This is a genomic window from Intrasporangium mesophilum (assembly GCF_054783095.1).
Genome location: NZ_BAAGRF010000009.1, coordinates 103102 through 118142, shown reverse-complemented (window position 1 = coordinate 118142; position 15041 = coordinate 103102). Strand labels below are relative to the sequence as shown.

General features: G+C 68.8%; 11 protein-coding genes. 3 read left to right on the top strand and 8 right to left on the bottom strand.

The window, feature by feature from the left end; genetic code table 11:
* Nucleotides 1-87 precede the first annotated feature (87 nt).
* Nucleotides 88-1989, top strand: coding sequence for a CocE/NonD family hydrolase (locus tag ACYVLP_RS08040; RefSeq protein ID WP_460626823.1), 1902 nt, complete (start codon nucleotides 88-90; stop codon nucleotides 1987-1989).
* A 201-nt stretch (nucleotides 1990-2190) separates the two neighbouring features.
* Nucleotides 2191-3153 (top strand): NYN domain-containing protein, encoded by a 963-nt coding sequence (locus ACYVLP_RS08035; protein WP_460626822.1) that lies wholly within the window; start codon nucleotides 2191-2193, stop codon nucleotides 3151-3153.
* Here ACYVLP_RS08035 and ACYVLP_RS08030 read toward each other — a convergent pair.
* The 6 genes from ACYVLP_RS08030 to ACYVLP_RS08005 form a co-directional block, all read right to left on the bottom strand.
* Nucleotides 3130-4173, bottom strand: a complete 1044-nt coding sequence (locus tag ACYVLP_RS08030; protein ID WP_460626821.1) for a hypothetical protein — start codon at nucleotides 4171-4173, stop codon at nucleotides 3130-3132. The genes ACYVLP_RS08035 and ACYVLP_RS08030 overlap by 24 nt on opposite strands.
* Before the next feature lie 115 nt (nucleotides 4174-4288).
* Entirely contained in the window at nucleotides 4289-5257 is a 969-nt protein-coding gene (egtD, locus tag ACYVLP_RS08025) for an L-histidine N(alpha)-methyltransferase (protein ID WP_460626820.1), read from the bottom strand.
* The gene (gene egtC / locus ACYVLP_RS08020) at nucleotides 5254-5955 is read right to left on the bottom strand and encodes an ergothioneine biosynthesis protein EgtC (protein ID WP_460626819.1); all 702 of its coding nucleotides are present in this window, start codon (nucleotides 5953-5955) and stop codon (nucleotides 5254-5256) included. Before egtC ends, egtD begins: the two co-directional genes overlap by 4 nt.
* Before the next feature lies 1 nt (nucleotide 5956).
* A complete protein-coding gene (gene egtB / locus ACYVLP_RS08015; RefSeq protein ID WP_460626818.1) occupies nucleotides 5957-7213 on the bottom strand; it encodes an ergothioneine biosynthesis protein EgtB in 1257 nt (418 codons plus the stop codon).
* A complete protein-coding gene (egtA, locus tag ACYVLP_RS08010; RefSeq protein ID WP_460626817.1) occupies nucleotides 7206-8462 on the bottom strand; it encodes an ergothioneine biosynthesis glutamate--cysteine ligase EgtA in 1257 nt (418 codons plus the stop codon). Before egtA ends, egtB begins: the two co-directional genes overlap by 8 nt.
* A gap of 236 nt (nucleotides 8463-8698) precedes the next feature.
* Nucleotides 8699-11776 carry a M14 family metallopeptidase gene (locus tag ACYVLP_RS08005; protein WP_460626816.1) on the bottom strand — a complete coding sequence of 1026 codons (3078 nt, stop codon included), beginning with the start codon at nucleotides 11774-11776 and terminating at the stop codon, nucleotides 8699-8701.
* A gap of 375 nt (nucleotides 11777-12151) precedes the next feature.
* Here ACYVLP_RS08005 and mraY point away from each other — a divergent pair, with 375 nt between their 5' ends.
* On the top strand, nucleotides 12152-13237 hold the full coding sequence (gene mraY, locus ACYVLP_RS08000; protein ID WP_460626815.1) for a phospho-N-acetylmuramoyl-pentapeptide-transferase: 1086 nt from the start codon (nucleotides 12152-12154) through the stop codon (nucleotides 13235-13237).
* A 61-nt stretch (nucleotides 13238-13298) separates the two neighbouring features.
* On the opposite strand, the gene ACYVLP_RS07995 is transcribed toward mraY, so the two are convergent.
* Complete coding sequence (locus tag ACYVLP_RS07995; RefSeq protein WP_460626814.1) at nucleotides 13299-14063, bottom strand: SDR family NAD(P)-dependent oxidoreductase; 765 nt, start codon at nucleotides 14061-14063, stop codon at nucleotides 13299-13301.
* Between the two features lie 247 nt (nucleotides 14064-14310).
* Nucleotides 14311-14922 carry a dihydrofolate reductase family protein gene (locus tag ACYVLP_RS07990; protein WP_460626813.1) on the bottom strand — a complete coding sequence of 204 codons (612 nt, stop codon included), beginning with the start codon at nucleotides 14920-14922 and terminating at the stop codon, nucleotides 14311-14313.
* Nucleotides 14923-15041: the final 119 nt, after the last annotated feature.

Below are 15041 nucleotides of genomic sequence, written 5' to 3'. Positions count from 1 at the left end.
GGCCCTCAGACACCACTGTCCGTCGGTAGCTTGTGAGGGCCCTAACCCCCCAAATGGGACATCGTTCCCAGGGCAGGAAGGACTCACATGAAAGCCAGGATCCTGGCCATCGTCGGCTCTGCCGCGTTGGTCGCGCCACTCGCCTTCGGCACCGTGGGAGTGGCCCACGCCGCGGTGGCGGACAGCCCACCGGTCACCCTCGTCGACGGGATGACGTCACCGGTCTACAACTACGCGGACGCCATCCGCGAGACCGTCTGGGTCGATGCCCCTGACCTCGACGGAGACGGCAACCCGGAGCGGATCGCCACCGACATCATCCGCCCCCGTGAGCTCGACGGCACCGCGCGCGTGCCGATCATCATGGATGCCAGCCCGTACTACCTCAGCCTCGGCCGCGGCAACGAGTCGGAGCTCAAGGAGTACGACGCCAACGGCAACCCGACCAAGTTCCCGCTCTACTACGACAACTACTTCGTCCCGCGCGGCTACGCCTTCGTCGCCGTCGACATGGCCGGCACGTCCCGGTCCACCGGCTGCACGGACGAGGGCGGCCGATCCGACGTCGAGTCGGTCAAGGCGGTCGTCGAGTGGCTGAACGGCAAGGGCACCGCTCACGACATCAACAACCGGGCCGTCAGCGCGACGTGGAGCAACGGCAAGACCGGCATGATCGGCAAGTCGTACGACGGGACCCTGGCCAACGGGGTCGCCGCCACCGGCGTCGACGGGCTGAAGACCATCGTGCCGATCAGCGCGATCAGCTCCTGGTACGACTACAACCGCTGGCAGGGTGCGGTGAAGAGCCGGCACTACGCCAGCAGCCTGTCCCGGACCATCGCGGGTGGCCGCACCATCCCGACCAACTGCTCGGCCCGCCTGAGCTACATGGACGCCAACGACGCCGACGCGACCGGCGCGTACACCGACTTCTGGGCAGAGCGCGACTACCGGCAGGGCACCTTCTACGACGTGTCCAAGGTCAAGGCCAGCGTCTTCATCGTGCACGGCCTGCAGGACAACAACGTCAAGACGATGAACGCCTCGACGTGGTGGGAGGCCCTCGGCGCGCAAGGGGTCGCGCGCAAGATGTGGCTCACCCGGCTCGGACATGTCGACCCGTTCGACAGCAACCGCCAGGAGTGGGTGACCACCCTCAACCGGTGGTTCGACCACGAGCTCATGGGTATCGACAACGGCATCGACCGTGAACCGGCCGTGAGTGTGGAGACGGCGCCCAACCAGTGGCAGCAGTCCAAGACCTGGCCGATCCAGGCAGCTCGCACCATGGCGCTGAACCCGCGTGCTGACGGCACCATGGCGCTCGGCGCGCCCGACCGGGGCACGGCGAGCTACGTCAACAACTCGCGCCTCACCGAGGCCAACGCGGTCAAGCTCGGCGACAACGCCAACCGGCTGCTGTTCCTCACCGGCACGACCGTGCAGGACGTCCGGATCTCCGGCACCCCGACGGTCGACCTCGCGGTCGCCCACACGGCGCCCGTGGGCCAGGTGTCGGTCATGCTCGTCGACTACGGCACGATGGACCGCGTCAGCGCGAGCGGTGACGGTGCCGCGACCCTCGCCACGGAGACGTGCTGGGGCGCAGCGACCGCGCAGGACGACGCGTGCTACAAAGACGTCGCCCGCCGCATCCAGAGCACCGACCTGCAGGTGCTCGCGCGCGGCTGGGCCCGTCTCGACGGTGCCGGCGACCACCAGCTGACGGTCTCGCTCGCCGCCAACGACGTCGTGGTCCCGGCCGGGCACCAGCTCGGGATCGTTGTGAGCGGCGCGAGCAACGGCGTGCTGGCGGTCGACTCGAGCGCGGGAACGTACACCCTCGACCTCAGCTCGACGAAGCTGAACCTTCCGGTCTCGGGCCCGATGAGCGGCTTCGCTCCCGGACACCTGACCGCGAAGGACACGGAGGACCTCGCTCCGGGCACGATCGCCAACCTCAGCGAGAACGTCTGGCCGAGCAAGTGAGCGTGCGGCCGGGGTCGGCTGAGCTGTAGCCGCCTCGGCCCACGTCATCGAGTGGCCCCCCACGTGCGGCAGCCCGCCGCACGTGGGGGCCGTTGCTCGGATCCGACGAGCTCCCCGCCCGCGGCGGCGTGGTGTCGCACGGCACAACCGCAGCTGCGTGGACCAGACTGGGGCACAACCGATCAAGGAGGCTTCTCGCCCATGACCGACGACAGCACCCGCCTCGCCGTGCTCATCGACGCCGACAACACGCCGGCCAGGCTGCTCAAGGAGATGTTCGAGGAGCTCGCCGGCTACGGCACCATCACCGTCAAGCGCGCGTACGGCGACTGGACGAACCCGCACCTGAACAACTGGCGGGAGGTTCTGCTCGGGAACGCCATCTCCCCCCAGCAGCAGTTCGCCTACACCTATGGCAAGAACGCCACCGACTCGGCACTCATCATCGACGCCATGGACCTGCTGTACTCCGGCAACGTCGACGGGTTCGCCATCGTCTCCAGCGACAGCGACTTCACGCCCCTGGCGACCCGCCTGCGCGAGTCGGGCAAGCGCGTCATCGGCGTCGGTCAACGCAAGACACCGAAGGCTTTCGTCGAGGCGTGCGAGAGGTTCGTGTTCCTGGAGGTCCTGGCCGGCGACAGCGGTGCCAGCGAGCCCACCACGGAGCCGGCGAAAGAGGACCAGGCGCCCGCAATCCGCAGTGTCGTGACGAAGGCGCTGAACAAGGTGGACGCCGACGACGACGACTGGGCCCGCCTGAGCGATCTCGGCAACCACCTCAACCGGACGGACCCGTCGTTCGACTCACGCACCTACGGGTTCGGCAAGCTCAGCGACCTCATCAAGGCGCAGGCATACCTCGAGACCAAGACCGTCACCGGATCCAGTGGCCACGGGCAGCTGTTGGTGCGCCTCAAGGGTCGTCGACACGCCGAGGATGCGTCGAGCAGGAAGCCAGTCAAGCGGACCACCAAGAGCGCGGCGGCGCAGAGCGCGGCACCCCAGACCACAACGGCCAAGACGCCGCCGGTGAAGACCACAACGGCCAAGACCGCGCCGGTGAAGACCGCGCCGGCCAGGACCGCGACGGCGAAGACGGCCGCCAAGAAGACAGCACGCAAGGCCGCGCGGCCGGCGTCAGAGCTCGGCCCGCAGGATTGATGCCGCTGCGGCCATGGCACGCATCTTTCCCTCCGCACTCGCGCGCGGGAGGTACTTCATGCCGCAGTCGGTGGCGATGGTGATCCGGTCCGGTGAGATGTAGGGGAAGGCTCGGCGCACGCGGTCGGCGACCAGTTCACTTGACTCGACCGCGGGGTCGGACAGGTCGATGACGCCCAGGATGATGGTCTTGTCGGCGAGGTCCTTCAGGACTCCGAGATCGAGACCCGACTGTGCGGTCTCGATCGAGATCTGGTCGGCCGAGCAGCCGGCCAGCTCCGGCAGGAACGAGTACCCCTCGGGCCGCTCGTGGATGATGGCGGCATACCCGAAGCAGATGTGGACCGCGGTGGTGCCGGTGACGCCGTCGAGCGCGGCGTTGAGCGCGGCGAGCCCGTACTCGCGGGCCGCCTCGGGCCGCGCCTGCATGTACGGCTCGTCGATCTGGACCAGGTCGGCGCCGGCGGCATGCAGGTCCTTGATCTCGGCGTTCACCGCAGCGGCATACGCCAGCGCGGCCGACGCCAGATCCGGGTAGTAGTCGTTCTGCGCCTGCTGCGACATCGTGAACGGGCCGGGGACGGTCATCTTGACCGGGCGGTCGGTGTTCGCCTTGAGGAACTCCACGTCGCGGACGGTGACGGGGCGCGGCCGCGCGATCGGGCCGGCGATGCGAGGCACCGGGTTGGGATGCCCGCTGCGATCGAGGGCCGTCCCAGGGTTGTCGATGTCGACGCCCTCGAGCGCGGTGGCGAAGTGGTTGCTGTACGACTCCCGCCGCATCTCACCGTCCGTGATGATGTCGAGTCCCGCCACCTCCTGGGCGCGGATCGCCAGCAGCGTCGCGTCGTCCTGTGCCTGGTCGAGGTATTCCGCCTGGACCCGCCACAGCTCTGCGGCACGCACCCGGGGAGGGAAGCGGCCAGCGAGCTTGGCCCGGTCGATCAACCAGTCCGGCTGGGCGTAGCTGCCCACCAGCGAGGTCGGCAGGATCGGCAGCAGAGGCGATGTCGCAGTCACTCTCGTGACTCTAGAACGGTCGGCACTGGTCGCGGGCCGATCGCGGGTTGTGGAGCGTTGAGGTCGCCAGGACGACCACAGACATCCACACCCGGCACCCCATCAGGTGTGGCGCTCAGAGCGGCGTGGACAACGACAGTGCGAAGTCGTGGCCCGGGTCGGTCCACCACCGGGCCATGCGAAGCCCGGCCCGCTGGAGCTCACGGTGAACTCCCCCGCGGCGGAACTTGGCCGAGATCTCGGTGCGGATCTGCTCGCCTCTGTCGAGGTGGACGTCGAGACTCAGGTCGGTCACGTGGACGACCTGCTGTCGGTTGGACCGCAGCCGCATCTCGACCCACTCCTGATCCGCGTCCCAGACTGCGACATGGTCGAACGCACTGAGATCGAAGTCGGCGCCCAGGTCGCGGTTGATGACGGCCAGCACGTTGCGGTTGAAAGCTGCGGTGACGCCGCCGGGGTCGTCATAGGCAGCGACGAGCCGGGACGCGTCCTTGACGAGGTCGGTGCCGAGCAGGAACCAGTCGCCTGGTTCGAGCGTCGCGTGCACCGCGTCCAGGAACTCCGCGCGCGGCCCCGGCTCGAAGTTGCCGATCGTCGAGCCGAGGAACGCAACCAGTCGACGATCGCCCTTGGGCAGCAGACCGATGTGGTGTTCGAAGTCGCCGACGACCGCCAGCACGTCCAGGCCCGGGTAGTCCGCGGCGACCGCCTCGGTGGCCTGGGCCAGGACCGTGCCGTCGACGTCGAAGGGCACAAACCGGCGCAGCGCTCGCCGGGCGCGCAGGGCATCGAGCAAGAGCCGGGTCTTGTCCGAGGTCCCGCTGCCGAGCTCGATGAGGGTCTCGGCCCGGGTCAGTCCGGCGACGTCGGACGCGCGGGCGTCGAGGATGACGCGTTCGGTTCGGGTCGGGTAGTACTCGGGAAGCCTGGTGATCTGGTCGAAGAGCTCGCTCCCGTGCTGGTCGTAGAAGTACTTGGGGGGCAGCGACTTCTGCGCAGAGGTCAGACCCGCCCTCACGTCCTCCTTGAGCCTGTCGAGGCGCCATTCGGGCTGGAGGTGGCGAGAGATGGCGACAGTCATGGTTGGGACTCGAGCGGGGTCATGCTCATCCCGGTGAGGGTGAGCTCGAGCAGGTGGCGGTCTGGCACGTCGACCCAGTTGGGGTTGTCGTCGTACGGTTCGCTGGCGACCACCCAGCCATCACCGTCGACGAGGTAGGACAGGGTGTCGCCCCAGGTGGTCGCCAGGATGCGCCTTCCGTTCGTGAGCAGCAGGTTGAGCCGCGCACGAGGATCGCGGTGGGCCACGTCGAGGACTGTCTCGGCCAAGGCGCCCGGCCCTTTGTCGAAGACGTACTGTGCGAGAGCGGCCGAGTCGATGTTTGACTCGGCCCTTCTTTCGGTGGCAGGGAGAACCGCGCGCTCGACGACACCGTTGTGCGAAAGCAGCCACGCTCCGTCCTGGAACGGAGCAGCTGCGGTTTCTTCGACCGGCATACCGGGCGTGGCCGACCGGACTGCAGCAAGCACGCACGACGACGTCAACGCCGGGGCGACCGACGCGAAGGACTCATCGCTCCACAGGGGCCGCGCGGACCGCCAGCGCGCTGGTTCGGCACGGCCCGCCGGGTAGAACCCGACACCCCAGCCGTCGGCGTTGAGGCGCCCGTGTGCCTGGCGGCGTGGGGCGTAGGACTGCACCAGCAGTCCGTTCGGCGGGTCGAGGACCAGCGAGGAGACCGTGCGGGGCTCCCCGAGCCAAGCGAGATGTCGACACATGTCACACGTCCCATGCCAGACGCACGCCGCAGAAGATCTGCCGCCGAATCGGCAGGTCCCAGTTGCGGAACGAGGGTCGGATGGTGCTGGGGGCGACCGCCCACGACCCGCCGCGCAGCACCTTGAAGTCACCACCGAAGAACGGAGCGCTGTACGCCCGATAGAGCATCGGAGTGAAGCCCGGCCACGGCTGGAAGTCCGAGGACGTCCATTCCCAGACGTCGCCGATCAGCTGCTCGACACCATAGGCCGAGGCTCCGGCAGGGTAGGCGCCCACCACTGCTGGGCGCAGAGCCGTCCCGCCCAGGTTCGCCAGGGCCGGGGTCGGCTCCGACTGGCCCCACGGCCAGCGCCGCCGACGCGCCGTCACCGGGTCCCAAGCGGCCGCCTTCTCCCACTCGAGCTCGGTCGGAAGCCGCGCGCCCACCCATGCGGCGTAGGCCTCGGCCTCGAAGTAGCTGACGTGCTGGACCGGCTCGAGCGGCGGAACGTCCTCTACGTGCCCGAACCTCCGCCGGCTGCCATCGGCCGACCAGGACAACGGCCGCTCCAACCCCGCTTCGACCCGGTGTGCCCAGCCGCGTGCGGACCACCAACGACCCTGGGTGTAGCCGCCGTCGTCGATGAACCCTTGCCATTCAGCGTTCGTCACGGGCACCCGCCCGATCCGGAACGCGGGCAGGTCGACGACATGCGATGGGCGTTCGTTGTCCAGGGAATTCGGCTCGCTGGCGGCATCGACACCGAGGACGAACTCACCGGCGGGCACCAGGATCGCGTCGTGCGCCACCTCCCGACCCGGCGGCAGCACGGTGTCGGCGTCGAGCAGGGCCGGCCCCGTGCGCAGCTGGTGGGTGGCCAGCATGGTCTCGTCGTGCTGTTGCTCGTGCTGCTCGACCATCACGAACGGGAACAGGTCCTCCGCGGTGTCCAGCTGGTCGAGGATCCGTCCCCGAACCTCGGTCAGGAAGCGGCGTGACCGGGCCGGCGACAGCAGCGGCAGGGAAGGGCGTTCGTGGCGGGGGTGGAGGAACGCGTCGTAGAGCCGGTCGATCTCGGCCGGAAGCACGGCTTCCCGCCCGGGATCGCCTGCGCGCAGCAGCCACAGGTCCTCCTGCTGCCCGACGTGGGCGAGGTCCCACACCAGAGGGCTCATCAGCGGACTGTGCTGACGGGTCAGGTCTCGGTCGTCGAAATCCGTCAACGCGAGCGTGCGCTTGCGAGCAAGCTCGAGGCCGCGGGCGATCTGTTCACGCACGGGCTTCCTCCTCCAGGACGGCGAGCGGGCCGCGTAGGGCAGCCTGCTCGCGCAGGTCGTCACCGGGGGTGCGGCCCCGGCATACCATCTCGGCGTAGGCCTCCACCTCGGGCCGCAACGCCTCCGTGCAACGTTCGGCTGCGATCTCCATGCACCGGCGGGCCGCGGGCCCCACTCTCGGATCAGCCAGACCGTCGCGCGCGGCCGGCATCCATCGACCCACCACCGGCGCGCAGGCGTCGTCGGCCAGATCGGCGGCGCGGTCGTCGTCGAGCAGCGTCACGGCCACCGCGGCCAGCGCCGGCCACCACCGGCGCGGCACCGCGTCCATGCAGCGGATCTCCAGGAAGCCGCGGGGGCGCAGTGGCGGGAAGAGGGTCGACAGGTGGTAGTCGAGATCCTCGAACGTGGGCCTCCGCGACAGCGGGACCGCGCCGGTCACCCAGTCTGCGAATGGCACGGGCCGCGTCAAGGGAGATGCCGACGCAGCGACCGGATCGCGGACCATCATCACCGGCGCGGCGAGAGCGTACGCCGCCCAGGCCTGCGCCGGATCGGGCCCGACCGCCATCGGCCCACACCGGCGTGGATCGAGGTCCCGCCATACTTGCTGACGCATCGACCGCCAACCCGTGGCGCGGCCCGCCAGGACCGGGGAGCATGCGGACAGTGCCAGCAGGACCGGGCCCAGCGAGTGAAGCCGCCGCAGGCGGGTCGCCCAGCTGTCGGGGAGGCCGGCATCGACGTTGACCTGCAGCGCGGCGGTGGAGGACATCATCGCCCGGCCCGCGACGCCGTAGCCGAGCGAGTCGAAATGGCGCTCCATCGCGACGTACCGAGCGCCGGGGTTCACCCTCTGGACCGCCCGGGCCGGGTCGGCGCCGATCGAGACCAGGCCGAGGCCAGCACTGGCCGCCGCTGTCGCGAGCACATGCTCGTCGATACGCAACGCAGCGATCGCGGTGGCCACGTCGGCCATCGGCGGAGTGGACAGCTCGAACTGACCGCCCGGCTCGATGGTCACCCGACTCCCGCCGGGCGGGCTCGGAAGCCCAGACCGAAGCTCCGTCAGCCTCGACCAGGCGACCCTTCGCTGCGGGTGTGCCAGATCGACGACGTGGAACTCCAGCTCGAGGCCGACCCGACCGATCGGCGACCCGGCGAGCGCGTGTGACGCCACATAGGACCGAGCATCATCGAGAGATCCGATGGTGGGCCGTGCCAAAACGGGAACATGCTGAGCGGCCATCCGCCCCCTCCAGGTCCGGACCGGTAGGCAACGCCTACCGCGGGTCGGTGCGGGGGCGACCGAAATGGCCGTCCTCAATTTCGATTCTTACCCAGCCATCTCCTGCTTTCAACCCCGGCTCTTCCGTGCCGGCCCGATGTCTCCTGGCTTCCCTGGTCAGAGCCAGTCCTGCTCCCGCGCAGCCAGGAGGGCTGGCGGGGTCACACCCCGCCAGCCCTCCGTCGGGCGTATGCCGGTCAGCTGAGCAGGTGGCCCATCGCCGCCCCCATCAGCTGGGCCCGCTTCTCGGCGGTGCTCACGCCCTCGAGACCGAAGCCGAGCAGGATCGTGTCCGGCGTCGTGATCGAGTTGCCGACCGGGAAGCCGCTGCTGTCGATCCGCTCCCACGTGTTGGCGTTGTCCGAGCTGCCGGCCGGGGCCGGGCCCGCGACCCAGCCGCCGAGACCACTCTCGAACGACTCCGTCGTGCCATCCGGGTAGGTCACGTCATCCAGGAAGACGCCGACGCCCTGGGTTGCCCAGTCGCTCGCGTAGCTGAGCGAGATCTCGACGGTCTTGCCGGCATACGCCCCGAGGTCGACCTTCCACTGACGCCACCCGTTCGAGCTTCCCGACGCCGCGTTCCACGCGCCGGTGGTGCCGGTGGACGTGCAGGTGTTGCCCGTGAGGGTCTGGTAGTGGTCGAGCTGGGGGTGCAGGTCGCGCCAGCCGGCGGGACAGCTGTCACCCGGGTCTGTCGTCGTGGCGCCGTTGACGTCGGGCAACGTCGTCCAGTTGTCACCATTCGGTGTGCGCGCCTCGACGAAGAGGTGGTCCCAGTGCTCCTCGGTGCTGTAGGAGGTCCAGAAGGACAGCTGTCCGCCACCGGCGGGCACCGCGATCTCCTTCGTGAACCGCTTGTACGACACGTCGGCGACCTGCGAGTAGATGTACTTCGCGCCGGAGTGCGGCTCGAACGGACCGCCCGGCTTGTTCCACCGCGACGACGGAGCGCTCGTGAACTGCGGGTAGGTCGCTGGGGGCAGCGCACCGCTCGTCGCGAGGAAGGACCAGGCGCCGGTCTGGTTCGCACCGTCGAGGCCCCACGTGAGCCCGCTGAACGGGTCGCCGGTCCCGACGGAGTCGAAGGGAGCGCCGTTCTCGTCGATCCCGTCCCCTCGGATCCCGCTGTAGGCGCCGAAGACGTACTGCATGACGTCGTTGATGTTGTCGCCCGAACCGATCAGGTTGAGGCACCGCCTCGGATCGGTGTTCGCCGGGAGCGGGTTGCACTGGATCTCGCCCTTGGGGTCGTAGAGCTGGTTGCCCGCCACGCCCGAGTACTGGCGCACCGCGTCGTTGCCGGCCAGGAGCACCTTGCCGCCTTCGTTGAGGTAGGCGCGCAGCTCATAGAGCTGGTCGAGAGCCAGCCGGTCGGCGTTGCCCGCGCCCGTGCCCGCCCGCCGCGTCACGATGTCGTCGCCGGTCTCGGTGACCACCGCGTCGTAGTGACTCAGCACGCCGAGCGCGTCAGGGGCGATGCGTCCACGCGCATCGGTGTCATAGACGTCTGCCTGTATGCCGTTCGCGGCCAAGGCGTCGACGTACGCGCTCGCGTAGTGCGGCCCAGGGGTCTGCGCAGGCGATGCGCCCGTGTAGTCCTCGGCTGCGACGACGAGCACTCGACGACCGCTCTCCGAGACGGCCTGGTAGGTGAACGAATCGCTCGTCGCGCCGCCGCCTTCGAACCACACTTCGACGCTGTCACCGGGCGAGGTGCCGGTGACCACGCCCCGCATCTGGTGGTAGTACACCGCGGCCGGCGTGTACTTCTCGCCACCGGCCCATTCGGAGGTCGGCGCGGAACGCACCGGTCCACCGTTGATCCGGTACTTCACCGTCACAGCGCCGAGACTGCGCTTGGCGTTGACCGCGACCGGCTGCGGGTCGCCGTACGAGTATCGGAAGCTGAGCTGGGCGCCTGGGACGCCCCGCTTGTACGGGTCGTCGCTGTCGATGTAGAAGGGCTTCGTCGCGATGCCGACGGTCGAGAGGGGGTTCGCCGGATCGACGGCCGATCGGGCGACCGAGCTCGCGAAGGGCAGCACCCGCTGGAACTCCTGCTCGACGAGCGCCGGGTCGTCGGGGAACACGAAGCCGCACCCGTCACAGCCCGGGGACAGCTCCGGTGTCCACGCGAGGGTGCCGGCCGAGGTGTGGGCGTAGCCGTTCGTCTCACCGTTCGTCACGTAGAGGACGTCGGACGAGAGGCCCGGCTGGAAGCCCGGGATCGCCGGGTTGTCGAGGTTGCCCGCGAGCGCGTAGTAGATCGGGTCGTCGGCCGTGGCCGTGCCCGTCTGCCAGCCCTCGGGGTAGAGCAGCCACTGCCCCGCTGAGTGCCAGTTGACCTGGAACTTGGGCCGGATGCGGTCGAGCAGGCCCTTGAGTGCGACGGTCTCCGGCTCCGACCCTGCGGACGTGCCGCGGTACGTCTCGCTCGAGGTGATGTTGCTCGAGCCCTCGTTGTCGTAGCCCCAGCGGTTCGGGTAGTTGCGGTTCGGGTCGACTCCGTCGCCGACGGTGGTCTTGCCGTCACCGTTGTTGTCCCGCAGGTTCTTTCGCCACAGACGCTCGTGGTCGAACGTGTACTGGTAGCCGTCGGGGTTGGCGACGAGGACGAACCACAGCTCGGTGCGCTGCAGAAGCGACTTGACCTGCGGGTCGTTGGCGCGCCACTTGTCGAGGTAGTAGTTCATGAGCCGGCGGTCGACCTCGGTCGAGATCCACTCACGCGCGTGCTGGGTCGCACTGTAGAGGACCGCCGGCCGGCTCCCGTCGGGAACGCCGCGGGCGCCCTGGGTGATCCGCAGGGCGAGGATCTCGCGTCCTTGCCCGGTCGTCCCCAGACGGACGAGCTTGGTGATCGAGGGGTTGTTCGCGGCTGCCGCGTAGAGCTGGTCCCGGATGCCGCCCGCCTCGTCGTACGACCGCCAGACGGTGTAGCCGTTGAGGGCCTGGTCGGCGGCGAACTCGCGGACGGTCTTGCCACCCTTGACCTTGGTCAGCTGGACGTTGATGCCGAGCTTGCGCACCTGGGCCGCCTGCGTCGGGGTCAGGTAGACGCTGACCTTGTCCGACCCTTGGTCCTGTTCGGACAGGTCCTGTCCGAGCTTGGCCAGCTGGCCACGCTGCGCGGGTGTCACCGTCGCTGTGTACGCATCGATCGGCCCGCGGTCGACGGACCCAGCGTCCTGGCTCGCGCCCGCTCCGGGGGCGGCCTGGGTGGGCGCGGCGACGAAGAGCGCGACGGCGGCGGCGACAGCGATGGAGAGCATTCGTGGAGCCTTCATTGGATCCTCGCTCAAGGTTTGCTGTGAGTTGGATCAGAACACAGTCCCACCACATGCACCTGTCGACCACTCGAATGCGGGAGGAAATTCCTGGCGTGGTCCCGCAACCGTCGACCACCTGCTCACCTATGGGGGCCTGTGCGGGGGCCACCGACCGCACCAATCCGCCACCTGGTCGACGGTGGTGCCACATCCGCTCTGGCCGGATGTCGTGTGGTCGCTGGTTCACACCAGGCGCATCCTGACGGTGTGCCCTGACCGACTCGTCGAGCCCGCTACGCCACACTGGGCGGCGACACGATTCCCAGCTCGCCTCGAAGGGACCGGGACCATTCGGATGCCCGAGAGGGGCCGGACTTCATGCGCGCGATACTCCTGAGCGCCGGGCTGGCGACGGTCTGCTCCCTGCTGGGCACCCGGTTCGCCGCCCGATGGTTCACCCGGCACGGCTTCGGCCAGCCGATCAGGGACGACGGGCCGACGACGCACCACATCAAGCGCGGCACGCCGACCATGGGAGGCCTGGTGATCGTGCTGACTGCCATCGCGGCATACCTGGCGGCAACAGTCCTTACCGCCGGGTGGCCGAGTGCGAGCGCCTGGCTGCTGATGCTGTTGTTCTTCGGCTGCGGGGTGGTGGGGTTCCTCGACGACTTCATCAAGGTCTACACCCAGCACAACCAGGGTCTGAGCAGTCGCGCCAAGATGGCCGGTCAGACGCTGGTTGCGCTCGTCTTCGGAGTGCTGGCCACGCAGTTCTTCGCGGACGAGCGTGGGGTCAGGCCCGCGTCGCAGTACCTGTCCACCACGAAGGACTGGGGCATCAAGCTGCCCTTGGTCGTGGTCCTGCTCGTGATCTGGTTCATCGTCACCGCGACCTCCAATGGGGCCAACCTCACCGATGGCGCCGACGGGCTTCTCGCCGGCGCCTCGGTGATCATCTTCGGCGCCTACATCCTCGTGAACATCTGGCAGAGCAACCAGCTGTGCGGCTCGTCACGACCCAACGTGGTGTCATCGCAGTGCTACCAGGTGCGCGACCCTCTCGATCTCGCCGTGTTCGCCACCGCCATCGCCGCGGCCTGCGTCGGTTTCCTGTGGTGGAACGCCAACCCGGCGCGGATCATCATGGGCGATGTCGGCTCCCTCGCGATCGGGGGCGCCCTGGCCGGTCTGGCGATCATGACGCGCACGGAGCTGCTCATGGCGGTCATCGCGGGCCTGTTCGTGCTCGAGACGCTGTCGGTGATCCTGCAGATGACGTACTTCAAGCTGACCAAGCGACTCACCGGAACGGGCCGTCGGATCTTCCGGATCGCCCCGATCCACCATCACTTCGAGCACACAGGGTGGCCTGAGGTTACGGTCGTGGTCCGCTTCTGGATCATCGCGGGGATCTTCGCCGCGACCGGGCTCGGGATCTTCTATGCGGCTTGGCTCGCCTGAACCGCAAGCACTTTCGCTCGTCGCCGGCCGGGCCCGTCACACCTCAACGCTCGAATCCTGGCTATAGGGCCGGACGGGCCAACAGGAGCCCGCCGTCCACCGGCAGGACGTGGCCGGTGATCCACGCTGCGTCGTCCGAGGCGAGGAACGCGACCGCGGCCGCCACGTCGCTCGGCTCACCGACCCGGCCCAGCGGGTACAGGGGCAACATGCTTTCGGCACCGCCCTCCTGAGAGTCCCAGACCGGGGTCCTGATGGTGCCGGGAGCGACTGCGTTGACACGCACCCCGTCCGCAGCCAGGTGCCGGGCGAGGTTCGCGGTCAGTGAAGTCAGGCCACCCTTCGCCGACGAGTACGGCTCGCTGCCCAGCGCGACCTGACCGTTGATCGAGCTGATCGTCACGATCGCCGGACCGCGAGTGCTGCGGCGCAGGAACGGGATCGCGGCACGGCACACGCGTGCCACGCTGATCAGGTTGAGCTCCACCACCGCTGACCAGGTCTCGTCGGTGATCTCCTCGAAGACGCCATGTGGGAGATCTCCCCCGGCCACGTTGACGACGACGTCCAACCCGCCGAGCTCATCCGCTGCCCGGACGACACCGGCATCCACGCTGGCGCGGTCCGTGACGTCCATCCTCAATGCCAGCCGGCCGGCTGACTCAGGCAGGCTGTCGGCGGCTGACCGGGCCTTGTTCAGGTCGAGGTCGCTGACGGCCACCCGGGCGCCCTCAGCCGCGAGTCGTACGGCACAAGCCAGACCGATGCCTTGCCCTGCACCGGTGATGAGGGCGCGCGCACCCTCGAAGCGTCGTGAGGCGATCATCGGCGAACCATCCGCCGGGCCGTTTCCCAGCATCGCCTCAGCTGGGCGTCACGCCGGTGAGCGTCTTTCGTCGGCGGCTCGGCTCGCACCATGGTCGGTGGCTCCTTCGCTGATGAACAGCACGTCTACGCAAGGTACCCCGTGGGTACACAGCTCTTTGCTGTGGGGACGTTGACTCACGTGCGCTGCACAGCGGAGAGAGGCGCCGATCGGCGCGCCCATCTCTGCCTCGGCGGGCCCCGTGCGGCTACGCCTCGGGTCCGTAGGTCGCGAGCTCCGGCATTCCCCTGTAGTCGAAGGTGTGCACCGACAGCCCGCCCGGTGTCGTCTCATGGTTGACGAGCTGTAGGCCGGCCGGCGCGCCACCTTCTGGGAAGAGGCGTCGGCCCTGGCCAAGAACCACCGGGGCGATCACGAGCCGCAACTCATCGACCAGTCCGGCCGCCAGGAGCGACTGGGCCAGCCGCGCGCTGCCGTGGACCTGCAGCTCCCGGCCCGGTTGCCGCTTCAGCTCGACGACCTGCGAAGCGATGTCGCCCGACAGGACGGTGGTCGGGCTCCAGTCCGCTGTGGTCGAGCCACGGGACGCGACGAACTTCGGCAGGGCGTTCATGATGCCGCCGAACGGGTGGTCGCCCATCCGCGGCCAGTCCCGCGCGAAGTTCTCATATGTGCGTCGACCAAGCAGCAGACCGTCCGCTTCGCCCAGCCAGCCCCCGACCATCTCGAGAAACGCCTCGTCGACGTAGGGCGCGAACCAGCCGCCCAGCTCGAACCCGTCGCTCGTGTCTTCGTCTGGTGACCCCGGCCCCTGAGACACACCGTCGAGCGTGAGGAACTCCTGTACGACCAGCCTCACCACGCACCTCACCTTCGCGTCCACGGCATACGGCATACGGCACCAGACGGGCCGTTAGCCCAATGTGTCGTGCCGGCACTATGGATGTCCAACAGCGCAGCCGTATGCCGCCAGCTACA